20 protein-coding genes are annotated in these 23,047 nt (G+C 74.6%); 15 read left to right on the top strand and 5 right to left on the bottom strand.

From position 1 onward, the window contains the following. The first annotated feature begins 123 nt into the window (after positions 1-123). Genes E2B92_RS30235 through E2B92_RS33900 form a run of 9 tightly spaced genes read left to right on the top strand, consistent with a single transcriptional unit; the run spans position 124 to position 12,385 of the window. Entirely contained in the window at positions 124-1,449 is a 1,326-nt protein-coding gene (locus E2B92_RS30235) for a lysine N(6)-hydroxylase/L-ornithine N(5)-oxygenase family protein (RefSeq protein ID WP_126883295.1), read from the top strand. Continuing rightward, complete coding sequence (locus E2B92_RS30230) at positions 1,449-2,549, top strand: NAD(P)/FAD-dependent oxidoreductase (RefSeq protein WP_126883296.1); 1,101 nt, start codon at positions 1,449-1,451, stop codon at positions 2,547-2,549. Before E2B92_RS30235 ends, E2B92_RS30230 begins: the two co-directional genes overlap by 1 nt. Then, positions 2,546-4,816 (top strand): class I tRNA ligase family protein, encoded by a 2,271-nt coding sequence (locus E2B92_RS30225; RefSeq protein WP_126883297.1) that lies wholly within the window; start codon positions 2,546-2,548, stop codon positions 4,814-4,816. The genes E2B92_RS30230 and E2B92_RS30225 overlap by 4 nt, the downstream gene beginning before the upstream one ends. Then, on the top strand, positions 4,816-8,154 hold the full coding sequence (locus tag E2B92_RS30220) for a non-ribosomal peptide synthetase (protein WP_126883298.1): 3,339 nt from the start codon (positions 4,816-4,818) through the stop codon (positions 8,152-8,154). Before E2B92_RS30225 ends, E2B92_RS30220 begins: the two co-directional genes overlap by 1 nt. A gap of 14 nt (positions 8,155-8,168) precedes the next feature. Then, positions 8,169-9,704, top strand: a complete 1,536-nt coding sequence (locus E2B92_RS30215) for an AMP-binding protein (RefSeq protein WP_126883299.1) — start codon at positions 8,169-8,171, stop codon at positions 9,702-9,704. Beyond that, positions 9,694-9,975: an acyl carrier protein gene (locus E2B92_RS30210; RefSeq protein ID WP_126883300.1), complete on the top strand. Its 282-nt coding sequence runs from the start codon at positions 9,694-9,696 to the stop codon at positions 9,973-9,975. Before E2B92_RS30215 ends, E2B92_RS30210 begins: the two co-directional genes overlap by 11 nt. 3 nt (positions 9,976-9,978) lie before the next feature. After that, positions 9,979-10,605, top strand: a complete 627-nt coding sequence (locus E2B92_RS30205) for a GNAT family N-acetyltransferase (protein WP_126883301.1) — start codon at positions 9,979-9,981, stop codon at positions 10,603-10,605. After that, positions 10,602-11,654, top strand: coding sequence for a C45 family autoproteolytic acyltransferase/hydolase (locus E2B92_RS30200; RefSeq protein WP_126883302.1), 1,053 nt, complete (start codon positions 10,602-10,604; stop codon positions 11,652-11,654). Before E2B92_RS30205 ends, E2B92_RS30200 begins: the two co-directional genes overlap by 4 nt. Further along, positions 11,651-12,385: a 4'-phosphopantetheinyl transferase family protein gene (locus E2B92_RS33900; RefSeq protein ID WP_126883303.1), complete on the top strand. Its 735-nt coding sequence runs from the start codon at positions 11,651-11,653 to the stop codon at positions 12,383-12,385. Before E2B92_RS30200 ends, E2B92_RS33900 begins: the two co-directional genes overlap by 4 nt. On the opposite strand, the gene E2B92_RS30190 is transcribed toward E2B92_RS33900, so the two are convergent. Next, positions 12,354-13,028 carry an alpha/beta fold hydrolase gene (locus E2B92_RS30190; RefSeq protein WP_126883304.1) on the bottom strand — a complete coding sequence of 225 codons (675 nt, stop codon included), beginning with the start codon at positions 13,026-13,028 and terminating at the stop codon, positions 12,354-12,356. The genes E2B92_RS33900 and E2B92_RS30190 overlap by 32 nt on opposite strands. 14 nt (positions 13,029-13,042) lie before the next feature. Further along, positions 13,043-13,975 carry an NADP-dependent oxidoreductase gene (locus tag E2B92_RS30185; protein WP_126883305.1) on the bottom strand — a complete coding sequence of 311 codons (933 nt, stop codon included), beginning with the start codon at positions 13,973-13,975 and terminating at the stop codon, positions 13,043-13,045. 110 nt (positions 13,976-14,085) lie between these two features. Between E2B92_RS30185 and E2B92_RS30180 the strand changes: the two genes are divergently transcribed. Continuing rightward, positions 14,086-15,042 carry a GlxA family transcriptional regulator gene (locus tag E2B92_RS30180; RefSeq protein ID WP_126883306.1) on the top strand — a complete coding sequence of 319 codons (957 nt, stop codon included), beginning with the start codon at positions 14,086-14,088 and terminating at the stop codon, positions 15,040-15,042. Between the two features lie 51 nt (positions 15,043-15,093). Here E2B92_RS30180 and E2B92_RS30175 read toward each other — a convergent pair whose 3' ends face one another. Then, entirely contained in the window at positions 15,094-16,032 is a 939-nt protein-coding gene (locus tag E2B92_RS30175) for a helix-turn-helix domain-containing protein (RefSeq protein WP_126883307.1), read from the bottom strand. 127 nt (positions 16,033-16,159) lie between these two features. Here E2B92_RS30175 and E2B92_RS30170 point away from each other — a divergent pair, with 127 nt between their 5' ends. Both E2B92_RS30170 and E2B92_RS30165 read left to right on the top strand, forming a co-directional pair. Continuing rightward, the gene (locus tag E2B92_RS30170; protein ID WP_126883308.1) at positions 16,160-17,716 is read left to right on the top strand and encodes an alpha/beta hydrolase; all 1,557 of its coding nucleotides are present in this window, start codon (positions 16,160-16,162) and stop codon (positions 17,714-17,716) included. A gap of 163 nt (positions 17,717-17,879) precedes the next feature. Further along, complete coding sequence (locus E2B92_RS30165) at positions 17,880-18,950, top strand: ferritin-like domain-containing protein (protein ID WP_126883309.1); 1,071 nt, start codon at positions 17,880-17,882, stop codon at positions 18,948-18,950. Between the two features lie 13 nt (positions 18,951-18,963). Here the strand turns inward: E2B92_RS30165 and E2B92_RS30160 are convergent, their stop codons facing one another. Together E2B92_RS30160 and E2B92_RS30155 are read right to left on the bottom strand one after the other, a co-directional pair. Beyond that, positions 18,964-19,521, bottom strand: a complete 558-nt coding sequence (locus E2B92_RS30160; RefSeq protein WP_126883310.1) for a hypothetical protein — start codon at positions 19,519-19,521, stop codon at positions 18,964-18,966. A gap of 59 nt (positions 19,522-19,580) precedes the next feature. After that, a complete protein-coding gene (locus E2B92_RS30155; protein ID WP_126883311.1) occupies positions 19,581-20,702 on the bottom strand; it encodes an ABC transporter substrate-binding protein in 1,122 nt (373 codons plus the stop codon). 301 nt (positions 20,703-21,003) lie between these two features. On the opposite strand from E2B92_RS30155, the gene E2B92_RS30150 reads away from it, so the two are divergent. From E2B92_RS30150 to E2B92_RS30140, 3 genes are all read left to right on the top strand, one after another. Beyond that, entirely contained in the window at positions 21,004-21,711 is a 708-nt protein-coding gene (locus E2B92_RS30150) for a GNAT family N-acetyltransferase (RefSeq protein ID WP_126883312.1), read from the top strand. Between the two features lie 54 nt (positions 21,712-21,765). Beyond that, a complete protein-coding gene (locus tag E2B92_RS30145) occupies positions 21,766-22,491 on the top strand; it encodes an alpha/beta fold hydrolase (protein WP_126883313.1) in 726 nt (241 codons plus the stop codon). A 109-nt stretch (positions 22,492-22,600) separates the two neighbouring features. Next, positions 22,601-23,014, top strand: a complete 414-nt coding sequence (locus E2B92_RS30140) for a RidA family protein (RefSeq protein WP_126883314.1) — start codon at positions 22,601-22,603, stop codon at positions 23,012-23,014. Positions 23,015-23,047: the final 33 nt, after the last annotated feature.

Here is a 23,047-nt window from a genome sequence, read left to right as displayed (position 1 = left end):
CCGGCCGCGCCTGCCCGCACGCCACCCTTTTCCTACCGGTTCACCCGCTTTCATCCCCCCACCCATCCAACGCTTGCACGTCCGATCGACGGCGGCACCAGCCGCCCTAAAGAGAGGTACGACATGGGGCACCAGCACACTCGGTCCGCACCCGCGCACTACCGGTGCGTCGGCGTCGGCGTGGGGCCGGCCAACCTGAGCCTGGCCTCACTGCTGCACGGCCAGCCGGACCTGCCCAACCTGTTCATCGACCGCAAGGAGTCCTTCACCTGGCACGACGGCCAGCAGATGCCCGGCAGCAGCCTCCAGGTGTCCATGCTCAAGGACCTGGTGAGCCTCGCCGACCCGAGCAACCCCTTCTCGTTCCTGAGCTACCTGCACGACCAGGGCCGCGTGTACCACTTCCTGAACGCCCGGTTCGACGACGTACCCCGCCTGGAGTTCCGCAACTACCTGGCCTGGGCGAGCCGCCGCAACCCGAACGTCGCCTTCGGGGAGACCGTCCTCGAGGTCGGCTTCGACGACGTGTTCACGGTGCGCACCGACCGCCGTACCGTCACGGCGGACAACGTGGTCCTGGGCGTCGGCAGCGAGCCGTGGCTGCCCGGGCACGTCGGCGACCGGCTCGGCCCGACGCAGTTCCACATCGCCCAGTTCATGACCATGGCCCGGAACCTGGCGGGCAAGCGGGTCGTCGTCGTGGGCGGCGGCCAGTCGGGCGCCGAGGCGGTCCTGGACCTGATATCGCGGCCCGCGGGCGACCTGCCGCGCCGCGTGTCGTGGATCTCGCGCCGCCGCAACTACTTCCCCATCGACGACTCGCCCTTCACCAACGACTACTACATGCCGTCCTACGCCGACTACTTCTACGGCCTGCGCCGCGAGGTCCGCGAGGAGTTCAACACCCGGCACATCCTCACCAGCGACGGCATCTCCGAGTCGACCCTGCGGGACATCTACCAGCGCATCTACGTGCACCGGTTCATCGACGGCAACCCGGACCTGGTGGGCCTGCACCCCAACCGCGAGGTGACCTCGGTCGCCGCCGGGCCGTACGGCGGCTGGCAGGTCTCCACGCGGCACAACGACGAGCCCGACGCGGCGGAGCTGTTCGAGGCGGACGTGGTCATCTGGGCGACCGGCTTCCGCCCGGCGCGGACGGACTTCCTCGCGCCGATCGCCGGCCGGCTGGAGCGCGACGGCGACGAACTGCGCATCGACGAGGACTACGCGGTCCAGTGGGACGGGCCCAGCGACCGGCGCATCTTCGTGCAGAACGCGGCACGCGGCCAGCGCGGCCTCGCCGACCCCAACCTCAGCCTCATCGCCTGGCGCTCCCGGCGCATCGCCGACCGGCTGTGCGGGGTGCGCAGCGACGAGCAGCTCGCCTCCTTCATCGAGTGGTCCACCAAGGTCGCCCCCGGGGCGCAGTCCCCGTGGAGCGCCTGATGGCACGCCCCACGGACACGGACGTCGCGGTCGTCGGCGCCGGGGTGCTGGGCTGCGTGATCGCACACCGCATCCTGGAGGAGGCGCCGGGGACCCGGGTGACGGTGCTCGACCGGGACATGATCGCCAGTGGCGCGACCCGCAGGTCGGCCGGGCTGCACTTCCCGCGCGGCGCGTCGGCCCGGGTGCGGGCCATGGCGTCCGCCAGCCAGCGGTACTACGCCGCTCTCCAGGCCCGGCGGCCCGGCCTGCCCATCACCTCCGTCGGCATGACGGTCGTGGCGAGGCGGTCGTCGGCGGACCAGGTGGCGCGGGCGTACCTGCCCGAGGCGCGGCTGCGCCCGGCCGGGGCGGTGCCGGGCGGGATCGCCCGGGTGCCCGACGGGCACGCGGCCTGGGACGGTGACGGCTGCCAGTACGCGGACGTGGCCGCCCTGACGCAGGCGCTCGCCCTGGACCTGCGGTCCCGGGCGGACTTCCGCGAGGCCACGCCCGTGACCGGGATCGAGCCCGGCGCGGACGAGGTGCGGCTGGCGCTCGGCACCGGTGACACCCTGGCCGCCGGCCGGGTCGTCCTGGCCCCCGGGCCGTGGCTGGACGAGCCCGCCTGGGCGGACCTCGTGCGGCCGCTCGGGGCCCGCGTCAAGAAGATCGTCGCCCTGCACATCGAGCGGACGCCCGCGCCGGACGCCCCGGTGGTGGTCTTCCACGACGAGGACGCCTTCCTGCTGCCGCTGCACCACCGCGGCCACTGGCTGTTCAGCTACACCTGCCAGGAGTGGGACGTCACCCCGCGCGACGCGGGTCCCGGCCTGTCGCCCGCCCACCGCGCCGAGGCCCTGGAGGTGCTGGGCCGCTACGCGCCGGAGCTCGCCGGCGAGCGCGTCTCGGGGCGGGTCTTCTGCGACGCGTACGGGCCCGAGTTCGCCCCGCTGGTCGAACCGGTCACCGACGACGGGCGCGTGGTGTTCGCGGGCGCCGCCAGCGGCTCCGGGTACCGCCTCGCACCGGCCGTCGCCGGCGACGTCCTCGCCGCCCTCGCGCTCCCCTCCCCCGCGGCCGCCTCCACGGCACGCCTCCCCGAAGGAACCCTGACATGATCATCAACACCTACGACCCCGGAGTGCTGCAGGCGGCGTTCGGGATCGACATGAGCTCCATCGACGGCATCGGTGTCGGTGCGGGCTGGGGCCGTGTCGCCCCGGGCCGTTCCTCCGACAGCCACCACCACGACGAGACCGAGTTCTTCGTCGTCGTCGCCGGCCGCGGCGAGTTCGAGGTGGACGGGCAGCGGCATCCGGCCGAGCCGGGCACGGTCGTGCTGTTCGAGCCGTTCGAGTCGCACGTGCTGACGAACACCGGCGACACCGATCTGGTGTTCCTCACGCAGTACTGGCGCGACGCCGGGCGTGCGCTCGCCGCCGCCGGGGGCGGGGACCGCGCGTCGTTCGGCGAGCGGCCCGTCTTCGTGTTCTCCACGCCCCCGACGCCCAACGGGGACCTGCACCTCGGGCATCTGTCGGGCCCGTACCTGGGCGCGGACGCCTTCGTGCGGTTCCAGCGCATGAACGGCACCCGGGCCTGGCACCTGACCGGCAGCGACGACTACCAGAGCTATGTGGTGGCGGCCGCCCGCCGCGACGGCCGCACCCCCGCCGAGACCGCCGCGCACTACAGCGCGGAGATCGCGCGGACGCTGGAGCTCATGGACATCCCGCTCGACCAGTACACGGTGACGGACACCGCCGAGGGGTACCGCGAGGGCCTGCGCGACTTCTTCTCCCGTGTCGTCGCGTCGGGCCGGGTGACGGTCGAGGAGCACGACGCCCTGTTCGACGCGACGACCGGGCAGTACCTGTACGAGGTCGACGTCAAGGGCCGCTGCCCGGGCTGCGGTTCGGGCACCGGCGGCAACATCTGCGAGGAGTGCGGCGAGCCCAACACGGTCACCGACCTCGGCGAGCCCGTCTCCGGCGTGTCGGACGCGGCACCGCGCCGGGCGCCCGCCGCCCGCTGGTCGCTGCCGCTGCACGCCTTCCGCGACGAGGTGGCGGCGCACCACCGGCTCGGCCGGGTCCCGGCGCGGCTGCGGGAGCTCGGCGACCGGCTCTTCCGCCGTGACCGCCTCGACATCCCGGTCAGCCACCCCTCCGACTGGGGCGTGCCGCCGGCCGAGGGGGACGTCGAGGGCCAGGTCATCTGGGTGTGGCCCGAGATGTCGTACGGGTTCCTGCACGGCATCCAGGCGCTCGGCGCCCGGACCGGGGAGGACTGGCGGGCCGCCGCGCCGCGGCAGGACTGGAAGATCGTCCACTTCTTCGGCTACGACAACAGCTTCTACCACGGCGTGCTGTACCCGACGCTGTACAAGCTGGCGTTCCCCGGCTGGAACCCCGACATCGACTACCACGTCAACGAGTTCTACACACTGGAGGGCGCGAAGTTCTCCACCAGCAGGCGGCACGCGATCTGGGGCAAGGAGATCCTCGGCCCCGACTCCGTGGACGCGGTGCGCTACTTCCTCTCCCGCACCCGCCCCGAGGGCCGCCGCACCGACTTCACCCGGGCCGCCTACGAGCAGGTCCTGGACGAGCGCCTGATCGGTACCTGGCAGAGCTGGCTGAACGACCTCGGTGCCCGGGTCGCGAAGCACCACGACGGCATCGCGCCCGACGCGGGGAACTGGACGCCGGAGCACACGGCGTTCCTGGCCCGGCTCGGTGCCCGGCTCGAGGCGGTCACGGGCGCGCTGCGCTCCGACGGGTTCTCGCTGAACCAGGCGGCGGAGGTGCTGGACGGGATCGTCGAGGACACGGTCCGCTTCTGCGCGCAGGAGGGGCGGCTCGCGCAGGTCCCGGGCTGGGAGTCGGAGTCCCGTACCGCGATCGCGCTGGAACTGGCGGCGGCGCGGCTGCTGGCGCACGTCGCCGTGCCGGTGATGCCCCGCTTCGCGGGCCGTCTCGCGGCCGCGCTCGGCATGCCGGAGCCCACCGCGTGGCCGCGTGCCGTGGAACTCGTCACGCCGGGCAGCGCGATCGGCCTCGCCGACGCGGTGTTCTTCCGTCCGGCCGGTGCCGCCGGGGCGCCCGCCGCCGGCACGTCCGCGGTGGTGCCGTGGCTGGCCGGCGTCGTGCGCGCGGCGCTCCAACTGGCCGACGACGAGCCGGTGGAGACCCTTCCGCTGGCCAACCTCGCGATGAGCTCCCTCCAGGCGGTGACCGTCCAGTACCGCATCCTCGACGAGCTGGACGTCGACGTCGCCGTGGAGGAACTGCTGGGCGCCACCGACCTGGCCGCGCTGGCCGCGCTGGTCGAGGAGCGCGCCGAGCCGTCCGCGCTGGCCGCGCTGGACAAGGCGGTCGTGTGATGACGTACCGCAACGTGCTGCGCGAGATCGCCGCCCGGGGCCTGACGCTCGGGCTGGCCGGTGACGACCTGCGGCTGCACGGCAACCGTGACCGGATGGACGCCGAGTTCATCGCGCGGGTCAAGAGCGTGAAGGCGGAGCTGATCGCGCACCTGGCCAACGAGGAGCTGGCGGGTCCCGGCTTCCCGCTGTCCCCGCTCCAGCGCAGCTACCTGCTGGGCCGCAGCGGCATCTTCGAGATCGGTGACGTGGCGAGCCACGTGTACCACGAGATCGAGGGCGCGTGGGACGTGGGCCGGCTCCAGCGGGCGCTGGAGGCGGTCGTCAACGCGCACAGCGCGCTGAGGTCGCGGTTCGTGTCCGACGAGCGGCAGGTCACCGAGTACACGCTGTACGGGCCGCGCATCGAGCAGCTCGACCTGCGCCGCGAGAGCCCCCAGGCTCAGGAGCGGAAGCTGGCCGAGCTGCGCGAGAAGCGCTCGCACCGGGTCCTGTCAGCGGACCGCGTCCCGCTGATCGCCGCGGAGGTGACGGTCCTCGCGGACGACCGGATGGTGCTCCACGTCAGCCACGACGGGCTCGTCATGGACGGGCTGAGCATGTTCCTGTTCTTCCGTGCCTGGTGGCAGGCGTACGACACGGGCGACGCGCCCTCCGCCGACGAGCTGCCGTACGAGGAGTACATCGCCGCCCTGGAGGCCCACCGCGGCAAGGCCGCCGCCCGCCGCTCGCGCGACTACTGGCTCGCCCGGGTCGACGACCTCGCTCCGCACCCGGACCTGCCGCTCGCCACGAGCCCGTCCGCGCTGACGTCGTCGCGCTTCACCCAGCGTGCCGTGCGGCTGGACGCGCCCGCCTGGGCGGCGCTGAAGAAGCGGGCCGCGCAGGCCGGGCTGACCCCGTCGGCCGTCGTGTTCGCCGCGTACGCGGAGGCGCTGTCCACCTGGGGCGCCGGCCGGCGCTTCACGGTGACGACGACGGTCGCGAACCGGCCGCCGATCCATCCGCGGATGCCGGCCGCCATCGGGCAGTTCTCCGACACGATGCTCGTCGAGGCGGACGTGGACCGCTCGCTCACCTTCGAGGAGCGGGCCCTGGCCCTGCAGAGCAGGCTGCGCAGCGATCTGGACCACCGCCACTTCTCCGGCATCGAGGTGATGCAGGAGCTGGCGCGGCGGCGCGGCGGCGTGGCCGGAGCCCGGATGCCGTTCACGTTCAACAGCGCCATCGGGCACGGCGACGCCGACGGGTCGGCGCTGGAGCTGTTCGGCACCGAGGTGTTCACGGTCAGCCAGACCCCGCAGGTGTGGCTGAACGCGTTCGCGATGGAACAGCACGGCGGGCTCGTCGTCCAGCTCGACGGGATCGACGAGCTGTTCCCGGAGGGCCTGCCCGACGCCCTCGCGCACGGCTTCGGCACTCTCCTGGAGGCGCTCACGGACGAGGCGGCGTGGGGCCGGCGCTCCTTCGACCTGCTGCCGCCCGAGCAGCGGGAGCGGCGCGCGGCGGCCAACGACACGGCCGGGCCGCTGCCGGAGCGGATGCTCGGCGACGACATCGTCGAGCGGGCCCGCACCGCGCCGGACGCGGCCGCGATCCTCACCTCGTCGGGCACGGTGACGTACGGCGAACTCCTCGCCCGGGCGGCGCACGCCGCCAGGTGGCTGCGGGAGCGGGGTGTGGCGCGGGACGAGCTGGTGGGCCTGGTCATGCACCGGGGCCCGGAGCAGATCGTCGGCATCCTCGCGACGGTGCTCGCGGGCGGGGCGTACCTGCCCGTGGACGCGGGCCTGCCGGCCGCGCGCCAGCAGTACATGCTGCGTGACGGCGGGGTGCGCTGCGTGCTGACCAACGCCGGGTGGACGGACCCGGACGGCGGGCTGGAGGTGCTGCCGCTGGACGTGACCGCCCCGGCCCCGCCGGGCGGTGGCGCGGCCGAGGTGCCGCCGCGGCCCGCGGGTTCCAGCCCGGACGACCTGGCGTACGTGCTGTACACGTCGGGCACGACCGGGGCGCCCAAGGGCGTGATGGTCAGTCACCTGAACGTGGCCAATGTGGTGGCCGACTGCCACGAGCGGTTCGGCATCACCGCCTCGGACCGGTTCTTCGCGATCAGCGCGTTCAACTTCGACCTGTCGGTGTGGGACGTGTTCGGCGCGCTGTCCGCGGGTGCCGCGCTGGTGATGCCCGACCGGGACAAGGCGGTCGACCCCGCCCACTGGCTGGAGCTGTGCCGCCGGTTCGGGGTCAGCGTGTGGAACTCGGTGCCCGCGATCGTCAACCTGATGCACGACCAGGCCGTCGCACAGGCCGAGGTGCCGCCCGCGCTGCGGCTCGTGATGATGAGCGGCGACCGCGTCCCGCCCGCGCTGCCCGCCTCGCTGCGGCGCCTCAAGCCGGACGTGGACGTGGTCTCGCTGGGCGGACCGACCGAGACGACGATCTGGAACATCCTGCACCCGGTCGGCGCCGACGAGGACGGCAGCGAGTCCATCCCGTACGGCCGGCCCAACGCCAACAACCGGGCGTACGTCCTGGACCGGGACGGGCTCGACGCACCGGACTGGGTGACCGGCGAGATCTGCGCGGCGGGCACCGGCCTGGCGCGCGGCTACCTCGGCGACGAGGAGCGCACCGCCGAGCGGTTCTTCCTGGACGAGGCGCGCGGCGAGCGGATGTACCGCACGGGCGACCTGGGCCGGTACCTGCCGAGCGGGGAGATCGCGATCCTGGGCCGCGGCGACTTCCAGATCAAGGTCAACGGCTACCGCATCGAGGCGGGCGAGGTCGAGACCCGGCTGGTGGCCCTGCACGGCATCCGCAAGGCGGTCGTCGCCGGGGTGCCGGGGGCCCGTGGCGACCGGCTCGTGGCCCACCTGGTGCCCAGCGGTTCCGGCCGGCCGTCGGAGGCGGAGGTGCGCACGGCGCTCCGCGCCGACCTGCCGGACTACATGGTGCCGTCGGTCCTGGTGTGGCACGACGAGCTGCCGCTGACCCGCAACGGCAAGGTCGACCGGGCGCGGCTCGCGCAAACCCCCCTGGACGAGGAGGAGCCGGCCGCCGGCGGTGCCGCGGGCGGCGACGACGGGCCGGCCGACGACACCGAGCGGGCGCTGGTGGAGATCTGGGCGTCGGTGCTGCGCCGGGAGAGCGTCGGTGTGCACACCGGCCTGGCCTCGCTCGGCGGGGACTCCATCGCTGCGGCACGGATCCTGACGGCCGTGCGCAAGCAGTTCGGTGTGCCGCTGACCCTCGACCAGTTCGCGGAGCTGGAGACGATCCGCGCCATGGCGCCCGTGGTGGCGCAGGGCGCGCGGACGCCGGAGGGCGGCCGGTGATGAGGGAGAACCCGATGGGCGAGAACCTGCTGGACCGTGTGGCCGGCTCCCCGCCGCTCGGCGGCCGGATCACGGTCGCGCGGCTGCTCGGCTCTCAGAGCCTGCCGCTCGCCGACCTGTACGAGCGGGCCGGCCGGGTGGCCCGGTGGCTGCGCGGCCGCGGGATCGGCCCGGGCGACCGCATCGGCATCCTCGCGGCGAACTGCCTGGAGTGGGTCGTGCTGGACCTCGCGGCGCTGCGCCTGAAGGTGGAGACGGCCGGGTTCGAGCCCGGCAAGTTCGAGCCGACGGCCGAGCTGACGGAACGGTACGGCATCACGCTGCTGTTCACGGACCGCGCGGACGCGCCCGGCACGGTGCCGATGGAGGAGGTGCGGGCCGTCTCCGAGGGCGGGCGTCCGGACACGGCGGACGGCTCCGCGCCGCTGCCGCCCGTGACCTGGGGCCCTCGGGACGTGACCACCATCAAGTTCACGTCCGGCAGCACCGGGGAGCCGAAGGGCCTGGGCGCGACGGCGGGCAGCATCAACAGCTCGCTCGCCGCCGTGCAGGAGATCTTCGCGCACAAGCCGGACGACGACCTGTTCGTCTTCCTGCCGCTGTCCCTGCTCCAGCAGCGGTACTGGGTGTACTCGGCGCTGCTGCACGGCCACGACGTCACCATCAGCACCTACGAGGCGGCCTTCGCGGCGCTGCGCCGGGTGCGGCCGACCGTGGTGATGGGGGTGCCCGCCCTCTACGAGACCGCCAAGCGGCAGATCGAGGCGCGGCTGGCACGGGCGAAGGACGGTACGGGGCCCGCCGAGGCCGCGCGGGCCGTGTTCGGCGACCGCATCCGCTACCTGTGGACCGGGTCCGCGCCGGCGAACCCCGACACGCTGCGCTTCTTCACCGAGGAGGCGGGCCTCCCCCTCTACGAGGGGTACGGGCTCAACGAGACGTGCATCGTCGCCAAGAACCACCCGGGCGCGAGCCGGGAGGGCAGCGTCGGCCGGGTGCTGCCCGGCAAGCAGGTGCTGATCGGCGACGACGGACTGGTCCGGGTGCGCAGCGAGTACCCGGTCAACACCCACTACGCGTACGCGCGGCCGGGCGACTCCGAGCGGGTCTTCGAGCCCGACGGCACGGTCAGGACCGGGGACCTGGGCCGGATCGACGAGGACGGGTTCCTGTACATCCTCGGCCGGGCCGACGACGTGATCGTCCTCGACAACGGCAAGAAGGTCGTGGTCCGGCCGATCGAGGAGCGGATGAAGGCGGACCCGGCCATCGCCGAGTGCGTCCTGTTCTGCCCCGCCCAGACGGAGCTGGTCGCCGTCGTGTCCCCGGGGTCGGTGCCCGCCGACCGGGACGCGATCGCGGCCCGGCTCGCCCTGACCAACGCCGAGCTGTCCGCGGACGAGCGGATCAGCCGGGTCGTGGTCGCGGACCCCCCGTTCAGCATCGACAACGGGCTGCTCACCTCCCAGTACAAGCCGAAGCGGCGACAGATCCTCGCCGCCCACCACACCGCCGTACACGACAGCACGGAAGGCATCCATGCACCCTGACACGCGCACCGACGACCTGATCGAATCGGCCGCCCGCGAGCAGCTCTCGGCCGTCCTCACCCCCGAGGTGGCCCCCGAGGCGCTCGACCCGGACGCCGACATGGTCGCCGCCTACGGGCTGACCTCGCTCAACAAGGTCCTCTTCCTGACCGAGGTCTGCGAGGTCACCGACGTCGATCTGGCCCACTTCACCGAGCACGACCTCGCGAGGATGACGACGCTGCGCGACGTCACCGACGCGCTGACCCGTCATTCCGGCAAGGGAGTCTGACCCATGAGCACCGAGACGAACTGGGCGGCGGACGCCGCCGCCGTCCTGGAGAACGACCGGGTGCGGCTGGCCCCGGTCACCGAGGCCGACCGCGAGCCGGTCCGGGCCGTGGCCATGGACCCGGACATCTGGCGCTACTTCGTCGCGGCCGTGACCGACGAGGCAAGCTTCGAGGAGTTCTTCGACACCTGCCTCGCCGACCAGGCAGCGGGCCGGCGCGTGGTGTACGTCATCACGGACAAGGAGTCGGGGCGGGTCGCGGGCAGCATGAGCTACGGCAACATGGCCGAGGCCGACCGCCGGCTGGAGATCGGATGGTCCTGGCTCGGCCGCGACTTCCGCGGCAAGGGTGTCAACCGGTGGGCGAAGTACCTGCTGCTGGAGCACGCCTTCGACCGGCTGCTGGCCGAGCGCGTGGAGTTCAAGACGGACGTGCTGAACGTCCAGGCGCGGCGCGGGCTCGCCAACATCGGTGCCGTGGAGGAGGGCACCCTGCGCAGCTTCAACTACATGCCGGGTGGCCGGCGCAGGGACGCCGTCTTCTACAGCGTGCTGCGCGCCGAGTGGCCGCGGGTGCAGCGGGAGCTGTCGGCGTGGCCGAAGGTGAGCGGGAAGGCACCGGAGGCATGAGCGCGCCCACGACCGTCCCGTTCGTCCGGGCCGCCGGTGACCCGTACACCGTCGGCCGGACGCACGGGGCGGCGCTCGGGCCCGGCCTGCGGGCCTTCCTCGGCGACTCGCTGGCCCGGCTGAACAAGGTGCTGCCGGAGCCGGTGACCCTCGACGGCCTGCGTCCCGTGATCGCCGCGCACCGGGCGGAGATCACGGCGGCGCTGCCCGCCCTCGCGGAGGAGGTCGCGGGCCTGGCGGCGGGCGCCGGCATCACCGAGGAGGAGGCGTGGCTGCTCCAGGTTCGCCGGGAGATCATGGGCTACCGGAAGGTGCCCACCGCCGGTGACTGCACGACCTGGGCGGTCGCGGGGTCCGACCCCGCGGGGCCCGCCCTCGCCCAGACCGTCGACCTCAACGGCGACCTGGACGAGGTGATCAGCGTCCTGGAGGTGTCCCGCGCGGACGTGCCGCGCCGCTCCCTCGTCCTCAGCTTCGGCGGGCTGCTCGGCTACCTCGGTATCAACAGCGACGGCCTGGCCGTGGGTCTCAACCTGGTGCTGGGCGGCGACTGGAAGCCGGGCGTACCCCCGTACCTGGCGATCCGTCACCTGCTGGACACGGCGGGGAGCGTGGAGGAGGCCCTCAAGGTCCTCGCCGGTCTGCCCCTCGCCAGTTCCCGCTCGCTGACCCTGTGCGACCGGGAGAGGGCCGTGTGGCTGGAGGTCCTCGGCGACGAATTGCGCGTCCACGAGGCGCGGCGGACGGTTCACACGAACCACTTCCTGCACCCGGACTTCGTGGCCGCCGACGAGATCAACGTGTTCGCGCGCAACTCGTCGGTACGGCGCCTGAAGGCGGCCACCGAGGGGTTGGCCGGCCTGACCGCGGGCGCCGGGCCGGAGGAGCACTTCGCCGTGCTGTCCCGGCCGCCGATCCGGGTCCCCGACCGGGGCGACGTCCGGGCCGAACGCACCGTGGCCGCGGTGGTGCTGCTGCCCGCCGAGGGACGGCTGCACCTGCGGCCCGGTGACCCGGCCCTGTCCGGAACGCAGGTCTTCACGCTGTGACCGGCTCGGCACGGCTGGACGCCTGGCTGGTGGACCTCGACGCGGCCGACGCGGCGCGGCTGGTCGACCACCGGCCGGGCGCCCTCACCGAGGAGGAGGCGCGCCGCCTGGCGTCCTTCGAGAACCAGGAGGCGGCGCGCCGCTTCCTGCGGACGAGGCGGACGGTACGGCACCTGGTGGCGGAGTGGCTGGGCCTGGCGCCCCCCGACGTCCGCATCGCCCACACCCCCACCGGCAAGCCCTACCTGCCGGACCATCCGGGGCGTCACATCAGTTGGTCGCGCTCGGACGGGCTGCTCCTGCTGTGCGCGGCGGCCGACGGGCCCATCGGTGTGGACGTGGAGCTGATCCGCCCGGTCCCCTCGGCGCTCGACGTCCTGTCGTTCGTCGTCCCCGACCTCCCCCCGGAGGCCGGGCCGGAGTCCTTCTTCCCGGCCTGGACCCTCCTGGAGGCGGCGGTCAAGGCGACCGGCCAGGGGCTCGCCCGGGGGGCGAAGTCGGTGAACCTGACGTTCTCCACGGGCGGCGGGGTCGCGCTGCGGGGCATCGCGGGCCATGCCCCGGGCACCTGGCACGCCCGCACCACCCTCCTCCCGGCGGCCGGGCTCCCCGCCACGGCCATGGCCTCCTTCGTCGCACCGATGGCGCTGGACCCGGTGGGGGTCCGCCGCTGGCCGGTGACGGGCCGCCCTCGCGCGGTCAGTCCCGGGCGGCTCCCAGCAGGATGGTGAGCAGCTCGTCCGGGGCGTCCCGCATCACGTTGTGGCCGGAGGCCAGGGCGTGCGTACGCCAGGCGGGGTCGTCGCGCAGCCGTTCGTACAGCGCGGTGAAGGGCGACTCGCCGTCCCAGTCGGTGGCGTGGACGTAGTCGAGGCTCCGGAAGCGGTCGAGACCGCCGTCCAGGCGGATCGTCTGGAGCAGGGAGGCCAGCGGGTGCGGGGTGGCGCGGGCGTCGAAGAAGGGCAGGGGCGCGCTGGTGTAGCCGGTCTCCCCCGCGCCGTCGAGGTACCAGGCGCGCTCCCGGTCGGTGACGAGCGACCAGCAGGAGTCGCCGTGGGCGGGGACCACGGCGTCGACGTACACCAGCCCCGCCACCCGCCCGGGTACGCGGTCGGCGGCTCCGGTGATCACCATGCCGCCGTAGCTGTGGCCGACCAGCACGGCGTCGGTGATCTCCTCATCCGTCAGGAGGTGGGCCACGTCGTCGATGTGGGTGTCGAGGTTGACCGTGGCGGTGAGCAGGTGCCGGCGGTCGCCCACGCCGGTGAGGGTGAGGGGGTACGCCTGGTGGCCGTGCGCCCGGAGCTGCCGGGCCAGCGGCGCGAAGGTCCACGCGCCGTGCCAGGCGCCGGGGACGAGGACGTAGGTGGTCACGGGGTGCTCCGGGGTCAGTCGGTGACGGAGAGGACGATCTTGCCGGTGGTGCGGCGGCCGTCGGCCAGTTCATGGGCCTTCGCCGCGTGCTCCAGCGGGAGCACCGTGTCGATCGTGGGGACGAGCGCACCGGCGGCGGCCAGGGCGGCTATCTCCCGCATGCCCCCCTGATCGGCCTCCACGATCATGAAGGCGGCGTTCAGGCCGAGCGGGCGGGCCTGATCGGCCAGGCTCGCCTCGGCCGGGGAGGCGAGGGACACGACGGTGCCGCCCGGACGCAGGGTGCGCAGGGAGCGCGGCCCGTAGGCGCCGCCGATCGTGTCGAGGACGACGTCGACCGGTGCGACGGCCGTCTCGAAATCCGTCCCGGTGTAGTCGACGAGTTCGTCCGCGCCGAGGCCGCGCAGGAAGTCGTGCTTGGCCGCGCGGGCGGTACCGATGACGTGGGCGCCGCGGGCCTTGGCGATCTGCACGGCGAGGTGGCCGACGCCGCCCGCCGCCGCGTGGACCAGCACCCGGGCCCCGGGGCGCACGTCGGCGACGTCCGTCAGGGCCTGCCAGGCGGTCAGCCCGGCCAGCGGCAGCGCGGCCGCCTGCACATGGGTCAGCCCGGCGGGCTTGCGCACCAGGTGACGGGCCGGGGAGGTCACGTATTCGGCGTAGGTGCCCGCCGGGAGCGGGTGGCGCGGCAGGCCGAACACCTCGTCGCCGGGGGCGAGGGTGGTCACGCCCGGCCCGACGGCCTCGACCACTCCCGACACGTCCCAGCCGAGCCGGACGACCGCACCGGCCAGCCCTCCGGACGCCCGGTGCCAGGAGTCGGTCGGGTTGACCCCGGCCGCGTGCACCCGCACCAGCACTTCGGCCGGCCCCGGCCGTGGGCGTTCGACCTCGACGACCTTCAGCACCTCGGGACCGCCGAAGCCGTCCTGACCGATCGCGCGCATCGCATCCCCCTTGTCCTCACGGGCTGTCGTGCCCTGCTTGGATCAAGGTTCTCGTCCGCCGCCGGCCGGCACGAGTGGCCCGATGGCCATGCCCGGAAAGGATCTTGCCATTGCACCGCGTCGTCGTTCTGGCCCTCGAGGGCGTCTACCCCTTCGAACTCAGCATCCCCGTGCGGATCTTCGGCACCGCCACCGGTCCCGACGGCACACCGCTGTACGAGGTCACCACGTGCAGCCTGGACGGTGGCCCCGTCACCACCAGCGCCGACTTCGCCCTCGCGGTGACCCACGACAGCCAGGCGCTGCGCACCGCGGACACCCTGGTCATACCCCCCTTCACCTGCGGGCCGGACGAGCGGCGGGACTGGCTGCCCGAGGAGTTGGCCACCGCGCTGGGGCTCCTGCCGGCCGGTGCCCGCATCGTCTCGATCTGCACTGCCTCGTACGTCCTGGCCGCCGCCGGGCTCCTGGACGGCCGCCCCGCCACCACGCACTGGAACGAGTCCGACCGCTTCCAGCGGACCTTCCCCCGGGTACGGGTCGACGCCAACGTGCTCTTCGTCGACGACGGCCGCGTCCTCACCGCGGCGGGCGTCGCCGCCGGGCTCGACCTCTGCCTGCACCTGGTGCGCCGCGACCACGGCAGCGAGACCGCCAACCGCGTGGCCAGGCTCTGCGTGGTGCCGCCGTGGCGGGAAGGCGGCCAGGCCCAGTACATCGAGCGCCCCGTGCCCGAGCCGTCGGCCACCACCACGGGCCCCACCCGCGAGTGGGCCCTCGGCCGGCTCCACCGCCCCCTGCCGCTGGCCGAACTGGCCAAGCACGCCCGGATGAGCGTCCGCACCTTCTGCCGGCGCTTCCACGACGAGGTCGGGATGCCGCCCGGGCAGTGGCTCACCCAGCAGCGCACCGAGCACGCCCGGCGGCTGCTGGAGACCAGCGACCTGACGGTGGACCAGGTCGCCGCCCGGGCCGGTTTCGGCACCGCCGTCTCGCTGCGCCGGCACCTCGCCGCCACGACCGGCGTCACCCCGACGGCCTACCGGCAGGCGTTCCGCACCCGGTGAGCCACGCCTCCGCCGGCCCGTCCGCGGCTCCGGAGGAACCGGTGAACACCGCTACGCCGCACGGGCGTTGTCCCGCTCCAGGGCCGCGCGCAGCCAGTCGTCCGCGGAGCCCGGCGTCGGCTCCGGCGGCCCGCCCGGCGGCGTCCACACCACGGCCGCCAGTTCCCAGTACCGGTCCAGACGCGGCTGTGCGCCGAGCCGCTCGGCCAGCACACGGCGGAAGTCCCGGGTGTCCCGGCCGCCGTACGCGCTCGCGTACGCGGCGACGTAGGCGTCCAGCGCCTCACCCGCGTACGGCTCCCGCCCCCGGCGCAGGTGCGGGCCCGCCAGCTCGTACGCCTCGGCCAGCCCCGCGTACAGCAGGGCCGCCCCGCCGGCACCGGCCACCCGGTGCACGTCCGGCTGGGGCTGCCGGCCGGGCGGGCAGGGCGCGGTCGTCAGCGCGTGCAGGTGGGCGAAGGCGAGCACCTGCGCCGGGTCCGGCTCGTCGGGCGGCTGCGGGACGGCCACCTCCAGGAACGCCGCCGCCGCCCGGGCCGGCGTCCGGGGCGGCAGCCAGGCACGCCAGAACCGGACGAGCGGTGCCGTGCTCGGCGGGGTGCTCACCGCGCCCAGGAGCCGCAGCCGCTCGGCGCGCTGCGCGGGCGGGCACTCCCGCACCAGCCGCAGCGCCGCCTCCCGCCAGCGCAGGGCCCTCAGCTCACCGCCCAGTTCCCGCAGCCGGCCGGCCACGGCGTCCTCCAGCACGCGGCCCGCCGCGTCCTCGTCCTCGACGACGCGGCGCACCTCGGGCAGCGGCAGGTCGAGGGCGCGCAGCGAGCGGATCAGCCGCAGCCGCTCCAGCGCCTCGGGGCCGTACCGGCGGTGTCCGCCGCCGCTGCGGGACGCCTCGGGCAGCAGGCCCCGGTCGGAGTAGAAGCGGACGGTCTTCACGGTGGCACCCGCGCGCTCGGCGAGCTCTCCGATGCTCCAGACGGCCTCGTGCGACATGGACGGTTGAATCTCCCTCCGGGGGAGTTCCTACGGTACCGGCGCGCGGCCCGGGCACCCGGTCCGGTCCGCGGACCACGGCGTACGCGACCGGCGCGACGCCATGCGACGGACCGAGGAGAGAACCATGACCGTGTTCCTCATGGTGGCGGGCGTGTTCACCGGCACCCAGGTGTGGCGGGAGACGGCCGCCCAACTGGTTCGGGCGGGCGGCGAGGTGCACGCGGTCCCGCTCACCGGCATCGACCCGGACCGGCCCGCCCCGCCGGCCGGTGCCGACCTGGAGACGCACATCGCGGACGTGATCGCGGCGATCGACGCGGTGGACGCGGGACCCGACACCGGCACGGTGGACGCGGGTGCCAGGGGCTCCGGGCGGGAGATCGTGCTCGTCGGGCACGACTACGGCATCCACCCGGTGCTCGGCGCCGCCGACCGGCGGCCGGAGCGCGTCGCCCGCGTGGTGTACCTGGACTGCGGGATGCCGCGGAACGGGCTCCCGGCCCTGGCCGCCGTACCGGACCAGGAGACGCGGGCGCGGCTCGCCGAGCGGGCCCGCCAGGGCGGGTACGCGGGCGAGTTGCCGCCGCCGGGGCGGGAGCAGTGGCAGCGCTGGGGCAGCACGGCCGGCCTCGGCGACGCGGCACTGGACCGGCTCACCGCCCTGGCCGCGCCGCAGCCGCTGGGCACGCTGCTCCAGCCGCTGCGACTGGGCGGGGCGTTCGCCTCGGTGCCCACGACCGGGGTGCTGTGCACCGGCAACGGCGCCACCATCGAGCTGGTGCAGCGGCTCGTGGACCTCGGCGACCCCACCCTCGCGGCCCTGACCGATACGCGGGTCGGCTTCTTCGAACTGCCCACCGGACACTGGCCGATGCTGTCCTGCCCCGCCGACCTGGCGGACGTCCTGCTGCGGGCCGCCGCCGGCGAGGGGCACCGCCTGCGGCCGGCCGGCGCCGGCGGCACGCCCGCCCACCTGCGCCCGTTCCCGCTCGACGTGCCCGAGGTGCCCCGGGACCGCAGGGACCACGTCGACCTGTACGTCCCGGCGGCGGACGGCCCGCGGCCGGCCGTGGTCCTCGTGCACGGCGGCCCGGTGCCCGCCGGTGGCCGGCCGACCCCGCGCGACTGGCCGACCATGGTCGGGTACGCCCGTCTGGCGGCCGCCGAGGGCATGGTCGGCGCGACCCTCGACCACCGGCTGCACGACGTGGGCGACTACGAGCGCGCGGCCGGGGACGTCGCCGCAGCGGTGGAACTGGTGCGGGCCGACCCGCGGGTGGACGCCGACCGGGTCGCCCTGTGGTTCTTCTCCGGGGGCGGTCTGCTCACCGCCGATTGGCTGGCGGCTCCCCCGGCCTGGCTGCGCTGCCTGGCCGCCTCCTACCCGGTGCTGGCCCCGCTCCCCAACTGGGGCCTGTCCGGCGGCCGTTTCCGGCCCGCCCGGGCGGTCGCGCACGCGGGCGCCCTGCCGGTGGTACTCCTGCGCGCGGGGCGGGAGAGCCCCGAGATCGCCGCCACCGTCGAGGCGTTCGTGACCGCTGCCGGAAACAGCGCGGCGCACCTGGAAGTGGTCGACGTCCCCGACGGCCACCACGGCTTCGAGACCATCGACCCGCCCGAGGACACCGTCCCGGCCATGCGCCGGGCGATGCGCTCGGTGATCACCCACCTGACCCGCTGACCCCCGGCGCGGGGACCCGGCTCGGCCGCCACGAGGGGGGCGGCCGGGCCGGCGGGGGTCGTCGACCGAACGGGTGGACTCGAACATCGCACCGGTGTGCGGCACCGGCCGCCCGGGCGGGCCGCCGATGATGGCCGCGTACCCCCGATGACGAGGAGCGCGCGTGTCGAGTGTCGTCAACCACCGGAGCAACGCGATCGTCGAGCTCATGCGGGCCCCCGCCGAGGAGCACGACGAACTCTGGCTGAAGCAGGCGCTGCAACAGGCCATCATGCTGGAACTCGCCACACTTCCGCCCTACCTGTGCGGCCTGTGGTCGATCGAGGACGACGACTCGGACGTCGCCCGGACGATCCACGCCATCGTCTTCGACGAGATGTCGCACATGGGCCTGGTCTGCAACATGCTCACCACCATCGGCGGGGTGCCGCGCATCGCCGACGCCGCCCTGGTGCCGGCGTACCCGGGACCGCTGCCCGGCGGGGTGCAGCCGGGGCTGGAGGTGGCGCTCATGGGGCTCAGCAAGGAAGCCGTCGACATGTACTCCCGCATCGAGCGGCCGGACGACCCCGTGGCCGAGGACGTGGACGTGCACACCTCGATCGGCGCCTTCTACCAGGCCGTCCTGGAGGCCTTCCGGGCCCGGCCGGAGCTGATCAAGGGGACGCGGCAGCTCGAGGCGGACATGTCGGGCCACGGCGCGGGGAACGACATCGTCCCGCTCACCTCGCTCGAGGGCGTCGAGGCGGCCGTGCGGATCATCAAGGAGCAGGGCGAGGGCACCACCGCGTCACCGGAGAACCCGTTCCCCGGCCCCACCGGCGAGCTCGCCCACTTCTACGCGTTCCGGGAGATGTTCCACGGGCGCAGGCTGGTCCGCGTGTCGGACGATCCACCGGGGTTCGACTTCCAGGGCGACGAGCTGCCCCTGCCCAGCGCCCATCCGATGGGAACGGTGCCGGCGGGCGGCTGGGCGCAGGGCGGCGTACCCGTCCCGGACGAGGTGCGCACCCGTCTCGACACCTTCAACCGCCACTTCAGCCAGCTCCTCCGCTTCCTGGAGCGCGCCTGGCAGGCCGAGGACCCGGCCACGGCGGAGGAGCTGCTGGGCGACGCGATCGGGCAGATGTTCCGGCTGCGGACCCCCGCCCAGGCCCTGATGCGCACGCCGCTGCCCGACGGCAGCGGGAAGACCTTCGGACCGGAGTTCCGCTACGTGGTGGACGAGCCGTGACCGGCCGCCCGGCTCAGGAGGCGCGCGGGGTCCAGGTCCGCGGCGACGGGGTGTCGGCCTCGGACCGGGGTATCCGCGCGCAGGGGGTGTAGCCGGACAGGAACAGCGAGGTGGTCGAGTTGTTCCACCGCAGGTCGAACATGTCGCCCGTTGCCGGGTCCTCGAAGCGGAACCCGAACTCGACGTGGTCCCCGACCCGGCGGTTGCCGTCGTGGGTGAGGCTCCAGTCGGCGGCGGTGAACTGGCGGCGCAGCCGCGCTTCCGTGGCCCGGGCGACGTCGGCCGGGACGTCCTCGACCGTCCACCTCAGGCCGTAGGTGACGACGTCGGGCGCCATCTCGTCGATGGTGAAGCCGCCCGCGTTGCAGTTGTACCCCGGGGTGACGTGGCTGGGGTTCACCGCCTTGTGGGGCGGCAGGTCCATCGCGTCGTACGCCCACTGCGCGCGGTCCGTCAGGCGCTGGGTGAGCCGCGCCGGGTCGCCGGAGGGGTAGTCCGGCTCCAGCACGGAGCAGCCCGCCTGGGACAGGACGGCCACCAGCAGGGCGCACAGCGCGACGGTTCTCCTCATGGGGCCGACCGTACGGACCGGGCGCGGCCCGCCACATGAGTACCCGTACTCACGTCCCCTCAGCCGGTGTGCAGGACGCGGAAGCGGCCGGGTTCGGCCGGGTCCCGGTCGACGACCTGGACGGGTGCCCCGGCCCACTGCCACACGCTGCTGCCCGGCGTACGGGAGAACCGGACCCGCCCGCGGGTGCCGTCGACCGCCACACCCGGCCAGGACGCGGCGAGGTGTGCGCGGTCCGCGCCGTGCGCGCGCAGCGCCTCGGCGAGGACGGTGATGGTGTCGTAGCCCTCGTAGGCGACGAACGACGGCGCCGCGGCGAGCCGTTCGCGCAGCACCGCCCCGACGCGTACGCCGAGCGGGGTGAGGCGCTCGGGCAGGTAGCGCAGGAAGGGGACTCCGGCGCCGTCGCCGCCCAGCAGCGCCGCCCACGTGGCGAACTCCGGCTGCCCGGCCGGAGCGCCGATCAGCGTCCCGGCGAGGCGCCGGTCGCGGCGGACGGCCCGGACGACCGGCACCGCCGGGTCAGGGTGGCCGGCCAGGAGGAGCAGGGCGGTCGCCCGGTGACCGGCGAGCGCGTCGCACACGTCCGCCGGGGTGAGCGCGCCGAGGTCCAGCTCGGTCACGGTGCCGCCCCGCGGGGTGAGGTGGTCGCGCAGCACGCGGGTCCCGCACGCCCAGTAGACGCTCGGCTGGGCGGCGACGGCGATGTGGCGGTGGCCCGCGCCGAGGAGGAAGTCCGCGTAGGTCCGCCAGCCGCGGGACTGCGGCGGGGAGAGGCGCGCGACCGACGGTGCCGGCTGTTCGGTGAGCGCGTCGAGCACCGCCGACGAGCAGAGGAACGGCAGGCCGAGGGCGTCGGCCCGGGCGGCGGCGGCGCGGGCGACGACGCTGTGGTACTCCCCCGCCAGGGCGGCCACGCCCAGGTGCGCCAGTTCGTCCACGGCCGCCTCGGCCTTCCCCGGATCGGCCGCGGTGTCCCGTACCACCAGCTCCAGTGGCCTGCCGGAGATTCCGCCGGCGTCGTTGACGTCACCGACGGCCAGCTCGAGCCCGGCGAGCAGGTGGTGGCCCGCCTCGGCCCAGCCGGGCCGTGTCAGGGGCGCGAGGGCGCCGATCCGGACGGGCGTTCCGCCGGCCCTCTCCGCTCGCGGCGAAGAGGGGTGCGGTGGCGTGGTGTTCATGTGTCGGTGTCTCCCGTGGGCGCGAGGCGGACACGGCGTGCCCGGGTGCCCTCCCGCCGTGGCGGGGGGCCCGGACGGCCGTCGCCGGCCATTGCATCCCCGGCCGTCCCGGGCGGGCAACCGGATATGGGCGGCCGGGCCCCGCGTACCCGGTGCCTCCGGCGTGATCACCGGTGCCTAGACTGCGGCAGCGGGAAGGACGCCGGCCCGGCCGCCGTCTCCCGCGGCGGACCGACGCCCCCGCGTGTACGGCGACGGCGCGTCGCCGTCCGCCCCACGACGACCCGAGAGGCACGGCACGATGGTGGGCCACGACGACGCCCTGGTACTCGACGACCCGGTGGGCCGGTCGCTGCGCGGCCCGCACGCGCACCTCGCCCGCACGGTGGGCCGGGCCGCCGGGTACGTACCGGCCGTCGCGACCTTCTGCGCCCTGCCCGCCGACCCGGACGCGGCGGACTGGGCCGACCTCGCCGAGCTGCTCGGCCCGGGCGAGCTCGCCGACATGTTCAGCAACGCGGCGCCCCCGCCCGCCGGCTGGGAGCCGGTCTTCTTCCTCGAGGGCCGCCAGCTCGTCCTGCCCGCCGGGGCACCGCCCGGCCTTCCGTCCACCGCCGGTGTGGTGGAACTGGGGCCCGACGACGTGCCCGAGATGCTCGACCTCGTGGCACTGACCCGGCCGGGGCCGTTCTGGCCGCGCACCCTGGAGATGGGCACCTACCTCGGTGTCCGTGACAACGGCGCGCTGGTGGCGATGGCGGGTGAACGGCTGCGGCCTCCGGGCTGGACCGAGATCAGCGCCGTCTGCACGGCTCCCGGGGCACGCGGCCGGGGCCACGCGGCCCGCCTGGTCGCCGCGCTGGCCGCGCGCGTCGTGGCCCGCGGCGAGCGCCCCTTCCTGCACGTCGCCGAGGCGAACACGGGCGCGATCGCGCTGTACGAGCGGCTCGGCTTCACAACCCGCCGGCACGTGACCTTCCAGGGATACCGCACTCCCGGGAGCCCGTGACCGGAACGCCGCCGGTAGGGTCCGTCGCAGGACCATGCCGACGGGGGGAAACGGATGACGGCGGCGGACGCGGTGCCCGTGGTGTTCGTGCACGGGACGCGCTTCAGCGCGGGGCAGTGGAGCGTGCAACTCGCGGCGCTCGAGGACGAGTTCCCGGTGGCCGCCGTCGACCTGCCCGGCCACGGGGAGCGCGCGGACGAGCCCTGGAGCCTGAGCGCCGCGACGGACGTCATCGCCGGCGCGGTGGACGCGCTCGGCCGCGGGCCCGCCCTGGTCGTCGGGCACTCGCTGGGCGGGTACGCCGCGCTGGAGTTCGCGCGGCGGTGTCCGCAGCGGCTGCGCGGGCTGGTCCTGGCGGGCGCCAGCGCCTCCACCCGGGGCCCGTGGGCGGCGCCCTACCGGTGGGTGGCCGGGCTGGTCCCCCGCCTGCCGGCGGACCGGCTGGCCCGGTGGAACGACCGGCTGCTGCGGCGGCTCTACCCGCCCCGGGTGGTGGAGGCGACGATCCGGGGCGGCTACGCCTTCCACACCCTGCCCGCGGCCTGGGGCGAGGTCCTGGGCCGCTTCGACGCGAGCGCGATGCGCCATGTCGGGGCCCCGGTGCTGATCCTGAACGGCGAGAAGGACACGGTCTTCCGCGCGGACGAGCGGGACTTCGCCCGCGCGCACCCGCGGGCCCGCGTCGAACTCATCCCCCGCGCACGGCACCTCGCGAACTTCGACGCCCCGGACGCCTTCACCGACGCCGTCCGCCGCTTCGCCCGCGAACTGGCGCCCTGACCTCCGCCCGGAGGCCCCGGAGCCGGAATGACCTTCCAGGGCGCCGTGTTGGCACAGGTGAGCGAGGGGCACCGCGCTCCGCTCCCGGCCGAGGAAGGACCACCGCACCGTGACCACCGACCAGCGCACCATCACCAACCCGGGCACCCTGCACGACCCCACCCCGTTCGGCTACAGCCACGCCGTCACCGCCCCCGGCGAACTCGTCTTCATCGCGGGCCAGTACGCCTCCGACACCGAGACCGGAGCGCCCGTGCCCGGGGACTTCGCCGCGCAGGTGGAGCTCTCGCTCACCAACCTCCGGCTCGCCCTCGAAGGCGTCGGCCTCGGCTTCACGCACGTGGTCCGGCTCGGTTCGTACGTCGTCGACCACGACCCCGGCAAACTGGAGATCCTCGGCAAGGCCCTCCACGCCGCCTTCGGCGACCGGCTGCCGGCCCAGACCCTGAGCGGCGTGGCCGCGCTCGCCCTGCCGGGCATGCTCTTCGAGATCGACGCGACAGCCGTCCGCCCGGCCGGCTGACCCGCCGCGCGGGGGCGCGGCGGGCGGGCGGGG

It is taken from the genome of Streptomyces sp. WAC05374 (assembly GCF_004353505.1).
Lineage (GTDB): Bacteria > Actinomycetota > Actinomycetes > Streptomycetales > Streptomycetaceae > Streptomyces.
The sequence above is the reverse complement of the archived record's forward strand: the minus strand, read 5'-3'. Positions and strand labels throughout refer to the sequence as shown.

Coding starts and splice junctions, on each gene's coding strand:
- E2B92_RS30235 (WP_126883295.1), top strand. CDS start 124: ATGGGGCACCAGCACACTCGGTCCGCACCCGCGCACTACCGGTGCGTC.
- E2B92_RS30230 (WP_126883296.1), top strand. CDS start 1,449: ATGGCACGCCCCACGGACACGGACGTCGCGGTCGTCGGCGCCGGGGTG.
- E2B92_RS30225 (WP_126883297.1), top strand. CDS start 2,546: ATGATCATCAACACCTACGACCCCGGAGTGCTGCAGGCGGCGTTCGGG.
- E2B92_RS30220 (WP_126883298.1), top strand. CDS start 4,816: ATGACGTACCGCAACGTGCTGCGCGAGATCGCCGCCCGGGGCCTGACG.
- E2B92_RS30215 (WP_126883299.1), top strand. CDS start 8,169: ATGGGCGAGAACCTGCTGGACCGTGTGGCCGGCTCCCCGCCGCTCGGC.
- E2B92_RS30210 (WP_126883300.1), top strand. CDS start 9,694: ATGCACCCTGACACGCGCACCGACGACCTGATCGAATCGGCCGCCCGC.
- E2B92_RS30205 (WP_126883301.1), top strand. CDS start 9,979: ATGAGCACCGAGACGAACTGGGCGGCGGACGCCGCCGCCGTCCTGGAG.
- E2B92_RS30200 (WP_126883302.1), top strand. CDS start 10,602: ATGAGCGCGCCCACGACCGTCCCGTTCGTCCGGGCCGCCGGTGACCCG.
- E2B92_RS30185 (WP_126883305.1), bottom strand. CDS start 13,975: ATGCGCGCGATCGGTCAGGACGGCTTCGGCGGTCCCGAGGTGCTGAAG.
- E2B92_RS30175 (WP_126883307.1), bottom strand. CDS start 16,032: ATGTCGCACGAGGCCGTCTGGAGCATCGGAGAGCTCGCCGAGCGCGCG.
- E2B92_RS30170 (WP_126883308.1), top strand. CDS start 16,160: ATGACCGTGTTCCTCATGGTGGCGGGCGTGTTCACCGGCACCCAGGTG.
- E2B92_RS30160 (WP_126883310.1), bottom strand. CDS start 19,521: ATGAGGAGAACCGTCGCGCTGTGCGCCCTGCTGGTGGCCGTCCTGTCC.
- E2B92_RS30155 (WP_126883311.1), bottom strand. CDS start 20,702: ATGAACACCACGCCACCGCACCCCTCTTCGCCGCGAGCGGAGAGGGCC.
- E2B92_RS30150 (WP_126883312.1), top strand. CDS start 21,004: ATGGTGGGCCACGACGACGCCCTGGTACTCGACGACCCGGTGGGCCGG.
- E2B92_RS30145 (WP_126883313.1), top strand. CDS start 21,766: ATGACGGCGGCGGACGCGGTGCCCGTGGTGTTCGTGCACGGGACGCGC.